A 15860-nucleotide genomic window follows, 5' to 3' on the forward strand; every position below is an offset into this window, starting at 1 on the left:
TCCATAGAAGTAAAAATAGCTTCGGTTTTGTAGGATCGTACCTGCATGTGCGGCCACCATGAGGGCGGACACATAGGTCCGCCCCTACAAAAACAAAATTACCTGTATGAGCGCAACTTGGTATTAGCCGTCTGAAGAAGTTTTCCAGGTATTTTCCCCGCCGACTCAATCCACGAGAATCATTGAAGTTATAAGAATTCAACTGATTAATGACTATTCTGACTATGGAGAATGGTCGTTTCGGTTATTGGTTCTTATCCATCCCTTTTTTATCATTATGCATGTCCTGTGTGGAAATCATGTTTAGCAGCGCGGCCATCGGTTCCGGCACCGGCCGCTTTATTGGCTTGGGGCGCCATGGCGCCTGGATCTGCGCCTTGGGGATGGTCATCTGCCTAATGGGCTGTCAGCCACGGGTAAATAGAGCGCCACCGTTGCCGCCGCCACTGGCGTCGGCGGCGCCGCTACCCCGGACGGTGCGCCCCACTTTTTATGTGACCATTAACCAGCTTAGTTTGCGGGCCTGTCCTGGTACAGATTGCCCCAAAACCTCCACCCTGGAATTCAATACAGAAGTGGAAAAGATGGGGGAGATCGGGGATTGGACGCAGGTCAAGGTAAAAAAGGATGGTACCATAGGGTATGTAGGCTCACGCTATCTCGCCCCGCAACTCGTGAAAGGTCAAAAACTCACCAAGAAAAAACTCAAGAAGGCAAAACATCCCAAAGCCACCCAGCCCCCTGTAGCGGCGGGGAAAGAAGGGGAAGCCGAGCCCAAGACGCAGGAACCTTTATCTCCACTCCCCCGGGTCATGTAGGAGGAGGCATGAGTCAACATCCTGGATTTGCAGGCTAAGATACATCTTGTTGGAAATTTGGGCTATCCTGCGCCTCACAAATAGCCGAAGCTATACACGCCACAAATGACCACGCCAGGTATTCAATTCATATCCGCAACTCTTTGAATTTCTAATAAATTTTGCTGGCGGCAAGATCTTCGCTGTATGTGCGGACCCAAAAAATAATGGCTTTTCGATATGGAGATCAGCGGCGTCTAGGGCATGAACAAAGAGGAACTGTTGGGCGCCATTAAAGAGGTGAAGAGCATCAAGGATTCCCCATCCATCAGATCTTTAGATAAAAGCTAATCTTTGTCCCTAGCCCTTTTTGGCTCCGGACTTCCAGTGCCCCCCCCAACATACGGATACGTTCGTCCATGGCGACCAGCCCCATTCCTTTTGAGGCCGATGGAGCGGCTAGTACTTGATCGGCATCGAAGCCCTTGCCGTTGTCTTCAATGCTGAAGCGTAAGCCCTTGTTCTCTTTGCGAATGGTCAAGTGGACCTGGGTGGCTTGGGCATACTTGACGATATTATTGAGTGATTCCTGAAAAATCCGGTAAATAAGGATTTGGGAATCCGAGGGGAACAAATGGTCGAGGTTGGTGATATCGCAAAAACACTCAATCCCATGGTTTCTCTGGAACTCCTCGCATAGATATTTCAGGGTGAGGCCCAGGCCAACATCCACCAGGATGGCAGGGGTGAGATCCTTGGAAATACGGCGCACAGTTTCAATGACTTCATCAATGTAGTCCATGCAATATTCGCAGTCTACCTGCAGGTCCTTCTGGTCCCCCCGCATTTTCTTCTTTATATACCCGATCTGCATCTTGAGCACATTGAGGGTCTGCCCCAGCTCATCATGCAATTCTCGGGAAAGCCGTCGGCGTTCCTGTTCATGGAGGGTTAAGAGCTGGGAAGACAGAAAGCGCAATTTTCTTTCCGATTCCCTCAAGGCCTTCTCCACCTGTTTGAGTTCCGTGATGTTTAAGACCGTGCCCACGAGGCCGCCCAGATTCCCGTCTGGTTTCAAAAAGGCCGCCTTATTAAAGAGGACATCCCGTTTGATGCCATCAGCGTAGATCACCGAACTCTCATAAGTCTGGGTGCCCTGGTGCTGGAATAATTCCTGGTCCGCCCTGGCATATCTTGCCGTCCAATCACTGGGCGCGATCTCATGAACATTTTTGCCTATTATCTGTTGTTTGGTTAATCCGAGGCATTTTTCCAGGGCGGAATTACACCCCATATAGCTTCCGTTGCTATCTTTGTAGAAGATGGGTGTGGGAATGGCGTCCAGGATAACCTGCAAAAAATAAAGCTGCTCCTGGAGATTTGCCTGGGCGATTTTTTGGTCAGTAATGTCCCGGATGGTTTCAATGGCCCCAACAATCTCACCCGCATCATCAAACAGCGGTGCGGCTTTAGCCCAGAGATAGGCGCCTCCGGGTTTGAGACTGGGTGTGTAGACCTCTGCCACCAAGGTGCCGTCTTCATTTTCTATGAAAGAGTAGCGGGCGTTTACGGCATGGTCTGGATTGAGAACCAGGTCGACTAAGATAGGCTGCTTGGTCCCATAAAAGGGGAGGGCGTATTCGTATTCCGCTTTTCCCACCACGTCACCGGCCTTAACGCCGGTCATGGTTTCAATGGCTTTATTCCAGGCCAGTACTTTTCCTTCCTCGTCTATGACAAAGGTGGCGTCGGGTAAAAAATTAATGATCTCCAAGAGACTGTGATGAACGACGACCATAAAACTCCCATATATTAGATAGTATATCTACAAATGTACAAGATTTATCGCCGAATGTCACTGCTTCAACTGGAGATGGAACTGGAGAGGGAGAAGGAGAAGGAAGGGAGCTGAAGTTTGGCTGCTTCAGCTCCCCTTACTACTATAAGCCGGGAAATATTTTGACGGAATTGACTGCCAGGTTGTAGAGGAAGCCCGGGAAGATGCCGATGAGGAGAACGCCGGCGGCGGTGACGGCCACCACGGCGGTCTGGGCCGGGGAGAAGCTTACGGGGCCCAAGTCGGCTTCGGCCGGCTTCATGTACATGAGCACGGTGATGCGCAGATAGTAGTAGACCGATACCAGGGAGTTCATGACGCCGATGATGGCCAGCCAGATGTACCCGGCCTTGATGGCCGCGGAGAAGATATAGAACTTGCCCACGAAGCCCGCGGTGGGGGGAATCCCCGCCAAGGCGAACATGAACAGGGCCATGGAAGCGGCCAGGACCGGGTGTTGTGCGGCCAAGCCGGAGTAGTCGTAGATGTTAAGGTAGCTATCTTTTTTCCTACCCACCAGGATCACCACGCCGAAGGCTCCCAGGTTCATCAGGGTATAGGCGAGCAGATAGTAGAGCAGGCTCACCGCGCCCAACTCGTTGGCGGCGACCAGGGCCACCAGCAGATAACCGGCGTGGGCGATGGAGGAGTAGGCCAGCATACGTTTGATATTGGTCTGGGCGATGGCGGTGATGTTACCGATGGTCATGGTCGCCACGGCCAGGACCCACAGGAGCATGGTCCAGTCAACCTGGAAGGCTCCGAAGGCCACGAAGAAGACCCGGGCAAACGCCGCGAACGCGGCGGCCTTGACGGCTACGGCCATGAACGCGGTCACGCACGTGGGCGCGCCTTCATAGACGTCCGGGGTCCACATGTGGAAGGGGGCCGAAGCCACCTTGAAGCCGAAGCCCACCAGCAACAGACCGATGCCCGCGAAAATCAAGGGATGGCTGGCGGTCTCCAGGGCCAGGCGCTGGGGCAGTTCGCTTAAGAACAGCGTGCCGCCCGCGGCGCCGTAGAGCATGGCCATACCGAAGAGCAGGAAGGCGCTGGAAAAGGACCCCAGGATGAGGTATTTCAGCGAAGCCTCGTTGGAGCGCACATCCTCACGGAAAAGGCCGGCCAGGACGTAGACCGCGATGGACATGACCTCCAAGCCCAGAAAGATCATGATGAGATGGGCGCCCGCGGCCATGAGCATCATGCCCATGGTGGCAAAGAGGATGAGGGCGTAGTACTCACCCAGATTCTTGCCGTAGTCTTCCAGGTACTGCCGGGAAATGAGGATCGTCAACGCCGCGCCCAGAAGAAAGATCATATAAAAGAAGCAAGAAAAGTTGTCCAAGTAGACCATGCCGGCGAAATCGGTGCCGGTTTTGCCCCAGAGACCGATGGTCTGCAAGGCGGCCACCACCAGGCCCACCAGAGCGAGCCAGGAAAAACAGGCCTTCTTCCCGCCTTTGGGGGAGAGAGCATCCAGCACCAGGATCAGGATGGCGGTCACGGTGAGGGTCAACCATGGCCCGATGCTGCTCAGTTGGAAGACGGGTATGGTGAGGTTCATTTCGCCTCCCCCTTAAACACTTGGAGTTGGGAAACCTGTGTGGATTTGGCCTTTGCCATCATAGCCACGAAGTTCTCCGTCGACGCCTTGGTCTTATCTAAAAAGGTACTGGGATAGACCCCGATCCAGATAATAAAGAGGATCAGGGGCGCAAAGATGGCGATCTCCCGCCAAGACAGGTCTTTCAGGTCCTTATTTTTCGGGTTTTCCACTTTGCCGAATATCACGCGCTGGAACATCCACAGCATGTAACAGGCCGCAAATATGACGCCGGTAGCGGCTATGGTGGCATACCACATGTTGGCCTTGAAGGCCCCCAGGAGGATGAGGAACTCACCCACGAAGCCGTTTAAGCCCGGCAACCCGATGGAGGACAGGGTCACGATCATAAATATGATGGCATAGATCGGCATGGGGGTGCAGATACCGCCGAACTCGGAGATCAGGCGGGTGTGGCGGCGTTCGTAAATCACGCCGACAATCAAGAAGAGGGCGCCTGTGGAGAGCCCGTGGTTGATCATCTGAATGATACCGCCCTGGACCCCCGGCATGTTGAAAGTGAACAGGCCCAGCATGACGAAGCCCAGATGGCTCACCGACGAGAAGGCGATCAAGCGCTTTAAGTCTTTCTGCACCATGGAGACCAGGGCGCCGTAGACGATGCCGATGACCGCTAGGATACTGAATAGGGGCACGAAGTAATGGGCCGCCTCGGGGAACAGCGGCATGTTGAAGCGCAGGAAGCCGTACGTTCCCATTTTCAAGAGCACTGCAGCCAGGATGACCGAACCTACGGTTGGGGCTTCGGTGTGCGCATCCGGCAACCAGGTATGGAAGGGGAACATGGGCACCTTGATGGCGAAGGCCAAACCGAAGGCCAAAAACATCCAGAACTGCATGTTAAAGGGCAGGCCAGCACCGTAGAGCTTGATCAGATCGAAGGTATAGGTGCCGGTGGTCTTGCCGTAGTGGAAGTAGAGGACCAAAATGGCCACCAACATCAGTAACGACCCGAACATGGTGAACAAAAAGAACTTGACGGCCGCATAGACCCGGCGGGCCGGATTGCCCCAGACGCCGATGAGCAGATACATGGGGATGAGCATCACTTCCCAGAAGACGTAGAACAGGAAGAGGTCTAAAGAGACGAAGACGCCGATCATGCCGCTCATCAAGGCCAGCAGGCACACCATGAATTCCTTGACCCGGACGTTGATGTCTTCCCAGGTGGCCAGTACGCAGAGCGGGGTCAGGAAGGTGGTGAGCATGATGAGCAAGAGTGAAAAGCCGTCTATCCCGACATAGTAACTGACGCCGTAGGCCGGCAGCCAATCGTAGTGCTCCACGAACTGCATGGCCGCAGTCTGGCTGTTGAAGTCAAACCAGAGGGGTAGGGAGACCAGAAACTCGACCACCGAAATAGCCATGGTGGCAACCTTCAGCGCCTTGTGGCGCTTCCGGTTTAAGATGACCAGGATCCCTATCCCCACGATGGGGAGGAAGACCAGAATGGAGAGGATTGGTAGTTGCATTGAGCCCCCCCTAACGCCCGATGAGGTAACCGGTGACGAGCACCACGCCGACTAAGATGGCCAGGGCATATTGTTGCACATACCCGGTCTCCAGCTTGCGGAGGTTGTTGCTCAGCCAACCGACGGTTGTGGCGCTGCCGTTGATTGCGCCGTCAATGACGTTTTCATCAACGCCGTGCCACAGGAACTCGGAGCCGTTCTTGAGGGGCTCCACCACTGTGGCGTCATAAATTTCGTCCATATAGTACTTGTGGTACACCAGGTCGTAGACGACCGGGATTTTCTCCACCACTTTCTCGGGCAGATCGAGCCGCTTCATGTAAAACTTGTAGGCCATGTAAATGCCGGACGCGGCCACCGCCATGGAGAAGATCATCATGGTGATTTCGAACCAGGCCGGGGCATGCACTTCATGCACCAGGGGAGTGATGGAGGGCGCCAAAAATTCCTTGAACTTATTGGCGCCTTCGATGATGGGGAAGCCCACCAGGCCGCCCACCACGCTCAAACCCGCCAAGGTCATCAGAGGCACCGTCATCAGCGACGGCGACTCATGAGGATGCACATGGTGATGATCGAACTTTTCCTCGCCGTGGAAGGTCATGAACACCGCGCGGAACATGTAGAACGCGGTGATGAAGGCCGCGACGGTGGCAATCCCCCAGAAGATATAGTGGCCGCTCACCAGGGAGTGGAAGAGGATTTCGTCCTTACTGAAGAACCCGGCAAAGGGGAATATGCCCGCAATGGCCAGGGTCGCCAGGAAGAAGGTCCAGTAAGTAATGGGCATATATTTTTTCAAGCCGCCCATTTTGCGCATGTCTTGTTCGCCGTGCATACCGTGGATGACGGAGCCGGAGCCCAAGAAGAGGAGAGCTTTAAAGAAGGCGTGGGTCATGAGGTGGAAGATGCCGGAGGTAAAGGCCCCCACGCCACAGGCCAGGAACATATACCCCAATTGGCTTACCGTCGAGTAAGCCAGGACGCGCTTGATGTCAAATTGGGTTATGCCGATGGTGGCGGCATAAATGGCGGTCAACGCCCCGACTCCCGCCACTACCGTTAAGGAGATGGGCGCCAGCACAAACAGGGTGCTGCACCGGGCTACCATGAAGACGCCGGCGGTGACCATGGTGGCCGCATGGATCAAGGCGGACACCGGGGTGGGACCTTCCATGGCGTCGGGCAGCCAGGTATATAAGGGAATCTGGGCCGATTTACCGGTGGCTCCCAGGAAGAGAAACAGGGTGATGGCGGTGAGGACGCCGGAGCCCATGGGGAACTTGGCGGCCAGGGGAAAGACTTCCTTGAAGTCCAAGGAGCCGAAGGTCCAGAAGATCAGGAAGACCCCCAGCAGGAACCCGAAGTCACCGATCCGGTTGACCACAAAGGCTTTCTTGCCCGCATCGGAAGCCGACTTTTTCTCATACCAGAACCCGATGAGCAGATAAGAGCAGAGTCCCACGCCTTCCCAGCCCACAAACATCAAGAGGAAGTTGTTGGCGCTCACCAGGGTGAGCATGGCGAAGACGAAGAGGTTAAGGTATGCGAAGTAACGATAAAAGCCCTCGTCATCCGCCATGTAGCCGATGGAGTAGATGTGGATCAGGGTGCTAACGCCTGAGACCACCAGCAGCATAATGAGGGAGAGAGGGTCGATAAGGTAGGCCACCGAGACCTTGAAGGGACCTGAGGAAATCCAGGTGTAGACTACCTTTTCTACCGAACGGGCATCCGCCGGGAGCTTCAAGAATTCCAGGAAGATCGCCACGGTGACCAGGAAACTCAGGCCCACAGCCGCAGACCCGATGGCACCCACCACTCCCTTGGGCAAACTCTTACCCACCAGGCCGTTAATGAGAAAGCCGATGAGGGGAAAGAGAGGTATCAGCCAAACATAATCCATCATGGGGTTCGCCTCACCACTTGAGGATGTTGAGATTATCTACGTAAACGGTGCCCTTGTTGCGGAAGATGGCGACGATCAGGGCCAAGCCCACTGCCACTTCCGCCGCAGCCACGGTCAGGACAAAGAATACGAACATCTGGCCATCCACCGCTTTGAAATAGTCGGCAAAGCCGATAAAGGCCAGATTGACGGAGTTGAGCATCATTTCAATGCTCATGAAGATGACCAGGGCGTTGCGCCGGATCAGGACCCCGATCACCCCCAGGGCAAACAGGGCCACGCTCAAGGCCAGGAAATAGGAGACAGGGACTACCATAAAAGCTCTCCGGTTTTTGTACGTATCACTTTAACTTGCTCTTAGCCAAGACTACGGCGCCCACGATGGCCACGAGGAGCAGGACGGAGGTGACCTCGAAGGGCAGTAGATAGTCAGTAAACAGGCTCCGGGCAATGGATTCGGTGTTGCCCAGGCCCGGGGCCATTTCCTTGCCTGCCGTCAACGCCGACCGATTTACGGCGTAAATCAGGATCAGCCCGGTGAAGCCGGCCAGAACAGTGCCCACCAGTTTCTGCCCGATAAAGGGAATCTTGGGGGAGTCTTCCGGCTGCCGGATATTCAGGAGCATGATGACAAACAGGAACAGCACCATGATGGCACCGGCGTAGACGATCACCTGAATGGCCGCGATGAACTCGGCGTGGGCCAACAGGTAGATGCCAGCCACCGCAAAGAAATTCACGATGAGCCAGAGGGCGCTCCGCAAGGGGTGCTTCTGAAAGACCACCAGACCGCCGGAAACCAGGGCCATGGCGCCCAGGATGAAAAAGAGAATCTGCATCCCTCGGGCCTCCTATTCCTGCCGCACCGCATGGGGTGTAAGGCTGCAAAAAATCATAGCCAATCCCCCAAGCGCAGTTGCGGCTTGCTCTGGGTTGCATGCTCGATGTCGAGAATGAGCACCTGTTTGTCGTATTGGGCCAGTTCGTACAGGTTATTCAACTTGATAGCGCCCTTGGGACAAGCCTCCTGGCAGAAACCGCAGAAGATGCAGCGCTGCAGGTCGATGGTGAAGGCTATGGGGTACTTCTCGTGTTCCGAGCCTTCGTCAGGGACAATGCCCTTGATGGCGCCAGAGGGGCAAACCACCATACACAGGGTGCAGGCCACGCACCGCCGGGTGCCGTCCTCGTTGATGGTAAGTTCCGGATGGCCCCGCCAACGGGGAGAGACCTGTCGTTTCTCTTCCGGATACTGCAGGGTAATGGGTTTGGAGAAGACCATTCGTAAGGTGGTCGCCAACCCTTTGAGCAAAGGAATAATCATGGATTAACCCTTGATAAATAAGATTACTGCCCCGGTGAGCATAATGTTCACCAGGCCCAGGGGTAACAGAACCTTCCAGCCCAACTGCATGAGCTGATCAAAACGGAACCGGGGAAAGGTGCCTCTTACCCAGATGAAGAAGAAGACCAGGGCAAAGGTTTTGCCCATAAACCAAATAACGGGGGGCAGCACCGGTCCCTGCCAGCCGCCTAAGAACAGGGTGACGGCCAGGGCCGAAGCCACGATAATGTGGATATATTCCCCCATCATGAACAGGGCCCACTTCATGGAGCTGTATTCGGTCTGGTAGCCGGCCACCAACTCGTTTTCGCACTCGATGAGGTCGAAGGGCGTCCGGCCGCATTCCGCCAGGGCCGCAATGATGAAGACCACAAAGCCCAGGGGCTGGTAAACCACGAAGGGGATGCACTTCTGGGCCTCGACGATCTTGACGGTACTTAAAGACCCGGCCAGCATGATCACGCCGACGACGGAAAGCCCCATGGCCAACTCGTAGCTGACCATCTGGGCGCAGAGACGAAGCGCGCCCAACAAGGAATACTTGTTGTTGGAGGCCCAGCCGCCGAGGATCGCGCCATACACCCCGAGAGATGCCACCGCGAAGATGTAGAGCAGGCCGATGTTGGTGTCGGCGATCACGCCCTGATTCAAGTGGGCCACGGTCAGGTCGATCTTGTAGCCGTAAAGGGTGATCTCCGGGGGCAGGATTTCGCCGGCGAAGGGGATGACCGCAAAGGGCAGGAGCGCTGCCCCGGCCGTGAGGACCGGCGCCAGGATAAACAGGACCTTGTTGGCTCCCGGCGGCGTGAAGTCCTCTTTGAACATGAGCTTGAGAACGTCAGCCAGAGGCTGAAACAAGCCCCAGGGGCCTACCCGGTTGGGGCCGTACCGCAGTTGGATGAAACCCAGGACCTTGCGTTCCAGGAGTACCGTGTAGGCTACGCAGGTAAGCAGGACCCCCATCACCACGGCGATCTTTAGGACGCTGATCAGTATTAAGAGGGGCAGATTCATATTCTCAACCCTTTTGGATGGTCACGCGCACCAGGTTGGAGTTTAAGGTTAAATCGTTGGCTGCCGGGGCGGCGAAATGCTCCGGCAGAAACACCACACCCGCAGGCATCTCGTTGGTCAGTTTTACCGGCACCGTGATTTCCCCGTGGGAGGAAATGACCTTGGCGGCGTCACCTGCGGCCAACCCCAGGCTTTGGGCGTCTTCGGGACTCATCTTCAAGAGCGCCGCTTTGGTGACGACCATGGTGCCGCAGGGGTGATGGGTGGTAAACGACCCGGAGTGCTGCAAGGATTTGCCGACGATCAGGGTGTAAGGCCGACGGCCGGGCAGGCTCAAGTCCACCTCGAAGGGCACGAAGGTGCCGCTCAAGCTCGCCTTGATCTTGGGACACGGCGTACTCAGCTTGGGTGCAACGCCTGCCCACAGGGGCATCTTCTTGGCCAATTCCTTGAAGATTTCCTTGGGGCTGGTGTACTTGAGGCCGGCAAACCCCATCCTGACTGCAACCTGGCTGATGATCTGCCAGTCGGGCCGCACGCCGTTCACGGGCAAGGCCTGGCTGATCAGACCCAACTGACCGGTGCTGCTGATAAAGGTCCCGTCCTGCTCGGCATGCACCGCCACCGGAAGGACCACCTGGGCCAGCTTGGCGGTCTCCGTCAGGAAGGCGTCTTGCACAACGATGAACGGCACCTTCTTCAGGAGCTTTTCCACCCGGCTCTTATGGGGAAGAGAGCGGAGCAGGTCGCCGCCCAAGAGGTACAAGGCTTTGGGAGCGGCGGGGTCGTCTTTCTCCAGGAGGTCCAGGACCTCTTCAAGGGTGGCGCCGGGCTCGTGACCTTCAACCGGAACATAGCCGGGACCCATGTCCGGCAGGACGCCCACTTCGCTGACGCCCCGGGAGTTGTTCTTCTCGGCTATGGGGTACAGAGCGGAACCGGGTGTTTCGGGTTTCCCCACCAGCAGGAACAGATCGGCCAGGGCCAGGGCGTTTTGTTGGCCCTTATCCTGGGCGAGCAGTTCGGTGCCGAAGATGATAGCCGGGGCCTGGGCCTGGGCCAACAGGGCCGCGACTTCTTTGAGGACGCTTTCCTCCACCCCGGTCTTGGTGGTGATTTCTTTGGGGGTGAGTTTGATGCTCTCTTTGAACTCGTCGAGGCCTTTGGCCTTTATGGCCGGGGACCAGTCGGGGTTATCCGCCAGGAAGAATTTTATCAGGCCGGCGATGAGAATGCGTTCGCTCCCGGGCTTATAGCGCAGAGACAGGCTGGCGTAGCGGTCGAACTTGGTCTTGCGGGGATTGGCCATTATTAGCCGGAAGTTCTCCCGCTCTTTGGCTTCCATGAGCTGCCAGCCCAGGGGCGGCATTTCCGGGGTGACGTCGGTGTCCACCACCAGGACCACGTCGGCCTTGGCGAGATCCTCCAGTTTCCCCAGGACAAAGGGGAAGCCGCTGCCGGTGGCCTCTTCCTTCACATCGAAGGTTGAGTTGAAGGGCGGCTTCAAAGCGCTGCTGACTTCGATTCCTTCGACGTTGGGCAGGCCAAAGACCTCGGATAAGGCCTTGATGGCCCGGACATAGTTATAACGGCCCGGGTTGTCCAGTTGGTTGGTGGCGAGGCCCTGCCGGAAGAATTTCTGGAAGGTAAAATTCGCTTCGTTGGTGGCCCGGGGCGAACCGACGCCGTAAACCGCCTTGGCGCCGCCGGCCTCCACCGTCTCTTTTAACTTGGCGGCCACCAAGTCCAGGGCTTCGTCCCAGGAGGCTTCCCTGAAGTTGCCGTTCTCCCGGATGAGCGGGGTCTTCAAACGGTCCGGCGCTTCCACCACCGGCCAGCCGAAGCGGCCCCGGCCGCAGAGCAGCACGCTGTCTTCATTCAAGACCCGCATGATCTTGCCGTCTTTGGTGTGTACCTGGTAGGTGCAGCCGCCGCCGCAGAAGGGGCAAGCGATCTCGGTTTTGGCAACTTCCCAGGACCGGGAGCGGTACTTGAACTGTTTGTTGATCAGGGCGCCAACCGGGCAGATGTCGATGCAGGAGCCGCAGAACTCGCAGTCCAGGGGCTGGGCGCCGCTGGCCAGTTCGGTGAAGTAGCCCCGCAGCGTGAAGTTGATAGCCATGGCCCCGACCCGGTCCCGGCAGATGCGCACGCAGCGGCCGCAGGTGACGCAGCGGTCGGGGTGGCGCTCAACCAGTTGGGAGACGTAGTCCGGATTGGGATCAAGTTTGACCGCGTCCAGGTCCACCGTGGGCACGCCCAGGGCATGGGTCAAATCCTGAAGCTCGCATTCCCCGCCCTTGTCGCAGATGGGGCATTCCAGGGCATGGTTGATAAGCACCAGCTTCATCAATTCCTGGCGCAAGGCCAAAAGCTTTGGCGAGTTGGTCACCACCTCCATGCCTTCGTTCACGGTGGTGGCGCAGGCCGGCAGAGGCCGTGGCGGCCCGGGCTTGATCTCCACCACGCAGATGCGGCAAGAGCCGATGGGTTTCAACGCCGGGTGATAGCAGAGGAAGGGGATGAAAATCCCGTTCTCTTTGGCCACTTCCAGAACGGTCTTACCCGGTTCTGCCTGGATGGCTCGGCCGTCGATGGTCAGATTTACCATAGTTCAATCCCGTGTTAACTGCGTTGGGCTTGAAGCTGTCAGCTTTCAGCTATCAGCATTCAGCTTTTAATGTAGGGTGGGCACGCCCATCCTTTGTTATATGTATTGGCGGGCAACTGCCCGCTTACAGTTGCCTAAGTGTCAAGCCTCTCTAGAGAGATTACCTTATAAATCGGGGACTTGAGCGGCCCGGTCTTATTGGCGTCGCAGGTCAGCTTTACTTTCCACCCCAGGCCCGTGCTCATCTTGGGGGACAACACTGCGGTGGCTCCGGTCGGCCCGATCACCTCGAACCTCTTTGCATCTTCAAGGGAAAGGCGAAACTGGATATTGGGGTGTTCATCCAGCCGCACTACATAAAAAATATCCTTCTTGTTGACGTCCAGCTCGGTCCCCTTGGCGATCTCCGTGATTTTGCCGGTAAAAGTCTTGGTGGCTTGAGCAAAAACAGCCCCCACACCGGCCATCAGGAGGACCAGCGTCAATCCCAGGACAATTTTACCGTTGCGGGTCGCCATAATTTACCCAAGTTTAAAGTGGCAAGCGGGACGCCCGCCCTACCTATCCACGTCCGCCAGGACGATGTCCATGGTGCCGATCATCGCGATCATATCCGACAGCAGTCTGCCCTGGCATAGCTTATCCAGGGAGGCCAGCACCACAAAGGAAGGGGTCCTGACCTTGATCCGGAAAGGCTTAGGCCCGCCGTCGCTGACGATGTAGAAGCCCATTTCGCCTTTAGGGGCCTCGATGCACTGGTAGACTTCACCCTTGGGCGGCGTGATGCCTTCCTGGATCAATTTAAAATGGTTGATCAGGCTGGCGATGTCGGTGTAGACCTTTTCTTTGGGCGGCAGAGACACCCTGGGGTCGGCACACTTGATGTCGCCGGGCTCAGTCTGGGCGATCTTTTTCAGGGCCTGCTCAACGATACGGTTGGCCTGGAGCATCTCCTGCATCCGCACCATATACCGGGAGTAGGTGTCGCCCTTTTGAGTTCCCAGGGGGACCTCGAACTCGAATTCGTCATAGCTGGAGTACGGGTTATCCCGGCGCAGATCCCAATCAATTCCGGAGCCCCGGGCCATGGGACCGGACCAACCCCAGTCCAGCGCGTCTGCGGCGCTCATGGTGCCCACGTCCATGGTGCGCTGATGCCAGATGACGTTTTTGGTCAGGAGGTTGTCGTAGTCCTGCCAGAGCTTGGGGAAGGACTTGACGAACTCCATAGCCGCCGGGATGAAGCCCTCGGGTAAGTCAGCGGCCAGGCCGCCGATCCGGAAATAGAGCGGAAACATGCGGGCGCCTGAGGCCATTTCGCACAGGTCCATGATCTTTTCCCGCTCCCTGAAGGCGTAGAACAACGGGGTCATGGCGCCTAAGTCGTGGCCATGGGTGCCCAGCCAGAAGAGGTGGGAGGCGATCCGGGTTAATTCCGCGATCATTATCCGGATATACTGGGCCCGTTTGGGAACCTCGACGTCCAGGAGCTTTTCCACCGCCAGGCAGAAGCCGAAGTTGTTGACCTCGCCGGCCAGGTAGTCAATCCGGTTCATCAGGGGCAGGCACTTGTGGTAAGTGCGGTACTCGCACATCTTCTCGATGCCGCGGTGGAGGTAACCGATGTCCGGGTCGGCGCTGACAATGAGCTCGCCGTCCAGCTCCACCAGGACCCGAAGGACCCCGTGGGTGCTGGGGTGTGACGGACCCACGTTCAGCAGCATGGTTTCGGTGCGTTTCATGGGTTCAGCTGGGTTCATATGACTTCCCGCATGGCCGCAGGTTTTTAGCCCGCGTAAGTTATATGCTCTAAATCGGCGCAGGCGGACGGCCTGCGGCAACAGTTCGCCTAATTACATTCCCCGTAAGGGATAATCTTTGCGCTGGGGATGGCCCACCCAGTCTCCGGGCATGAGGATGCGCCGCAGGTCCGGATGGCCTTTGAAGCGTATGCCCATCATGTCGTAAATCTCGCGCTCGTGCCAGTTGGCCGTGGACCATACTGCGGCGACGGAAGCGATGGACGGGGCCTGATCATCCGCCAGCCGCGTCTTTAAGGTGATGCGGCTGTGGTGTTTGTGGCTATAAAGGTTATAGACCACGCCGAACCGGGGGCTATCGGGCGAGTAATCCATGCCCGCAATCATGGAGAGATACTTGCAGCCGGTGTCATGACCATCTTTGAGCGCGGTGCAGATCTCTACGATCTTCTCGGGCTTGACGATGACGGTGGTATCGCCGCGAAACTCCACCACTTCCACCACTTCGTCGGCAAACTTTTCTTCGAGCAAGGCGAGGGCCTGTTTCATGCCGCCTCCTCCCGCCGGAGCTGCAGGCGTTCCTTGTACTGCTTGGTCAGGAAGGGATCTTTTAAGATGGTCTCATGGAGCTTCAAAATCCCATATAATAAACCTTCCGGCCGGGGCGGGCAGCCGGGCACGTAGACATCCACCGGCAGGTAGGTGTCGATGCCCTGGACCACGGCATAGGAGTCGAAAATCCCGCCGGAGGTGGCGCAGGCGCCCATGGCGATGACCCACTTGGGTTCGCTCATCTGGTCATAGACCCGCTGGATGGCCGGCATCATCTTTTTGCACACGGTGCCGGCGATGATGATCACGTCCGCCTGGCGGGGGCTGGCCCTAAAGGCTTCCATGCCGAAGCGGGCGATGTCCCAGCGATTGGCCGCGGTGCAGATCATCTCGATGGCGCAGCAGGCCAGGCCGAAGGTGGCGGGCCACAGGGAGTTCTTCCGGCCCCAGTCCACCAGCTTCTCCAGGGTGGTGGTCAAGACGTTATAGCCAAGATGTTCTTCAATACCCATGTAACGCTCCACGGCGGGCGAGGACGCCCGCCCTACCGGATTATGCTATTCCCACTCCAGGGCGCCCTTGCCCCACACGTACACCAGGCCCACCGTCAGGATGCCGATGAACACCAGCATCTCGACGAACCCGAACCAGCCCAGGGATTTGAAGATTACCGCCCAGGGATAGAAGAAAATCGCTTCAATGTCGAACACGATAAAGAACATGGCGATGACGTAGAAGCGCACCGTGTAGCGGCTGCGGGCGTCGCCGATGGGGTCCATGCCGCATTCGTACGGCAGGTCCTTGGCGGGGAAATGCTTCTTTTTGCCCAGAACTTCGGACAAAAACACCATGACGCCCACCAGCCCGATGGCGATAACCATGTAAATCAGAACCGGTAAATAATCGATCAGCATAGGGATAACCTTAAAAATGTTT

General features: G+C 56.9%; 15 protein-coding genes. 1 reads left to right on the forward strand and 14 read right to left on the reverse strand.

Annotated features, from left to right (window positions below; translation table 11 throughout):
- Positions 1-299 precede the first annotated feature (299 nt).
- On the forward strand, positions 300-818 hold the full coding sequence (locus tag WC600_15460; GenBank protein MFA4904129.1) for an SH3 domain-containing protein: 519 nt from the start codon (positions 300-302) through the stop codon (positions 816-818).
- Positions 819-1125: 307 nt separating this feature from the next.
- Here the strand turns inward: WC600_15460 and WC600_15465 are convergent, their stop codons facing one another.
- The 14 genes from WC600_15465 to ndhC form a co-directional block, all read right to left on the reverse strand.
- Positions 1126-2595 (reverse strand): PAS domain S-box protein, encoded by a 1470-nt coding sequence (locus WC600_15465; protein ID MFA4904130.1) that lies wholly within the window; start codon positions 2593-2595, stop codon positions 1126-1128.
- Positions 2596-2737: 142 nt separating this feature from the next.
- The gene (locus tag WC600_15470; GenBank protein ID MFA4904131.1) at positions 2738-4201 is read right to left on the reverse strand and encodes an NADH-quinone oxidoreductase subunit N; all 1464 of its coding nucleotides are present in this window, start codon (positions 4199-4201) and stop codon (positions 2738-2740) included.
- Positions 4198-5733 carry an NADH-quinone oxidoreductase subunit M gene (locus WC600_15475; protein MFA4904132.1) on the reverse strand — a complete coding sequence of 512 codons (1536 nt, stop codon included), beginning with the start codon at positions 5731-5733 and terminating at the stop codon, positions 4198-4200. The genes WC600_15470 and WC600_15475 overlap by 4 nt, the downstream gene beginning before the upstream one ends.
- 10 nt (positions 5734-5743) lie before the next feature.
- Entirely contained in the window at positions 5744-7642 is a 1899-nt protein-coding gene (nuoL, locus tag WC600_15480; protein MFA4904133.1) for an NADH-quinone oxidoreductase subunit L, read from the reverse strand.
- 10 nt (positions 7643-7652) lie between these two features.
- On the reverse strand, positions 7653-7958 hold the full coding sequence (gene nuoK / locus WC600_15485) for an NADH-quinone oxidoreductase subunit NuoK (protein MFA4904134.1): 306 nt from the start codon (positions 7956-7958) through the stop codon (positions 7653-7655).
- A 25-nt stretch (positions 7959-7983) separates the two neighbouring features.
- Complete coding sequence (locus WC600_15490) at positions 7984-8481, reverse strand: NADH-quinone oxidoreductase subunit J (protein MFA4904135.1); 498 nt, start codon at positions 8479-8481, stop codon at positions 7984-7986.
- A gap of 53 nt (positions 8482-8534) precedes the next feature.
- Positions 8535-8966, reverse strand: a complete 432-nt coding sequence (locus WC600_15495; GenBank protein MFA4904136.1) for an NADH-quinone oxidoreductase subunit I — start codon at positions 8964-8966, stop codon at positions 8535-8537.
- A 3-nt stretch (positions 8967-8969) separates the two neighbouring features.
- Positions 8970-10001: an NADH-quinone oxidoreductase subunit NuoH gene (gene nuoH, locus WC600_15500; protein MFA4904137.1), complete on the reverse strand. Its 1032-nt coding sequence runs from the start codon at positions 9999-10001 to the stop codon at positions 8970-8972.
- Between the two features lie 4 nt (positions 10002-10005).
- Positions 10006-12612, reverse strand: a complete 2607-nt coding sequence (locus WC600_15505) for a molybdopterin-dependent oxidoreductase (protein MFA4904138.1) — start codon at positions 12610-12612, stop codon at positions 10006-10008.
- Positions 12613-12746: 134 nt separating this feature from the next.
- Positions 12747-13130, reverse strand: a complete 384-nt coding sequence (locus WC600_15510) for a hypothetical protein (protein MFA4904139.1) — start codon at positions 13128-13130, stop codon at positions 12747-12749.
- Positions 13131-13169: 39 nt separating this feature from the next.
- Positions 13170-14372, reverse strand: a complete 1203-nt coding sequence (gene nuoD, locus WC600_15515; GenBank protein ID MFA4904140.1) for an NADH dehydrogenase (quinone) subunit D — start codon at positions 14370-14372, stop codon at positions 13170-13172.
- Between the two features lie 93 nt (positions 14373-14465).
- On the reverse strand, positions 14466-14921 hold the full coding sequence (locus tag WC600_15520; GenBank protein ID MFA4904141.1) for an NADH-quinone oxidoreductase subunit C: 456 nt from the start codon (positions 14919-14921) through the stop codon (positions 14466-14468).
- Entirely contained in the window at positions 14918-15436 is a 519-nt protein-coding gene (locus WC600_15525) for an NADH-quinone oxidoreductase subunit B family protein (GenBank protein MFA4904142.1), read from the reverse strand. The genes WC600_15520 and WC600_15525 overlap by 4 nt, the downstream gene beginning before the upstream one ends.
- Before the next feature lie 45 nt (positions 15437-15481).
- Positions 15482-15838, reverse strand: coding sequence for an NADH-quinone oxidoreductase subunit A (ndhC, locus tag WC600_15530; protein MFA4904143.1), 357 nt, complete (start codon positions 15836-15838; stop codon positions 15482-15484).
- Positions 15839-15860: the final 22 nt, after the last annotated feature.

The sequence above is a fragment of the Desulfobaccales bacterium genome (assembly GCA_041648175.1).
Classification (GTDB): domain Bacteria; phylum Desulfobacterota; class Desulfobaccia; order Desulfobaccales; family 0-14-0-80-60-11; genus 0-14-0-80-60-11.

Bases quoted from the DNA above. Each gene is read 5' to 3' on its own strand.
- ndhC (MFA4904143.1), bottom strand. From the start codon at position 15,838: ATGCTGATCGATTATTTACCGGTTCTGATTTACATGGTTATCGCCATC.
- WC600_15505 (MFA4904138.1), bottom strand. From the start codon at position 12,612: ATGGTAAATCTGACCATCGACGGCCGAGCCATCCAGGCAGAACCGGGT.
- nuoH (MFA4904137.1), bottom strand. From the start codon at position 10,001: ATGAATCTGCCCCTCTTAATACTGATCAGCGTCCTAAAGATCGCCGTG.
- WC600_15475 (MFA4904132.1), bottom strand. From the start codon at position 5,733: ATGCAACTACCAATCCTCTCCATTCTGGTCTTCCTCCCCATCGTGGGG.
- WC600_15460 (MFA4904129.1), top strand. From the start codon at position 300: ATGTTTAGCAGCGCGGCCATCGGTTCCGGCACCGGCCGCTTTATTGGC.
- nuoL (MFA4904133.1), bottom strand. From the start codon at position 7,642: ATGATGGATTATGTTTGGCTGATACCTCTCTTTCCCCTCATCGGCTTT.
- WC600_15465 (MFA4904130.1), bottom strand. From the start codon at position 2,595: ATGGTCGTCGTTCATCACAGTCTCTTGGAGATCATTAATTTTTTACCC.
- WC600_15520 (MFA4904141.1), bottom strand. From the start codon at position 14,921: ATGAAACAGGCCCTCGCCTTGCTCGAAGAAAAGTTTGCCGACGAAGTG.
- nuoD (MFA4904140.1), bottom strand. From the start codon at position 14,372: ATGAACCCAGCTGAACCCATGAAACGCACCGAAACCATGCTGCTGAAC.
- nuoK (MFA4904134.1), bottom strand. From the start codon at position 7,958: ATGGTAGTCCCTGTCTCCTATTTCCTGGCCTTGAGCGTGGCCCTGTTT.
- WC600_15495 (MFA4904136.1), bottom strand. From the start codon at position 8,966: ATGATTATTCCTTTGCTCAAAGGGTTGGCGACCACCTTACGAATGGTC.
- WC600_15490 (MFA4904135.1), bottom strand. From the start codon at position 8,481: ATGCAGATTCTCTTTTTCATCCTGGGCGCCATGGCCCTGGTTTCCGGC.
- WC600_15510 (MFA4904139.1), bottom strand. From the start codon at position 13,130: ATGGCGACCCGCAACGGTAAAATTGTCCTGGGATTGACGCTGGTCCTC.
- WC600_15470 (MFA4904131.1), bottom strand. From the start codon at position 4,201: ATGAACCTCACCATACCCGTCTTCCAACTGAGCAGCATCGGGCCATGG.
- WC600_15525 (MFA4904142.1), bottom strand. From the start codon at position 15,436: ATGGGTATTGAAGAACATCTTGGCTATAACGTCTTGACCACCACCCTG.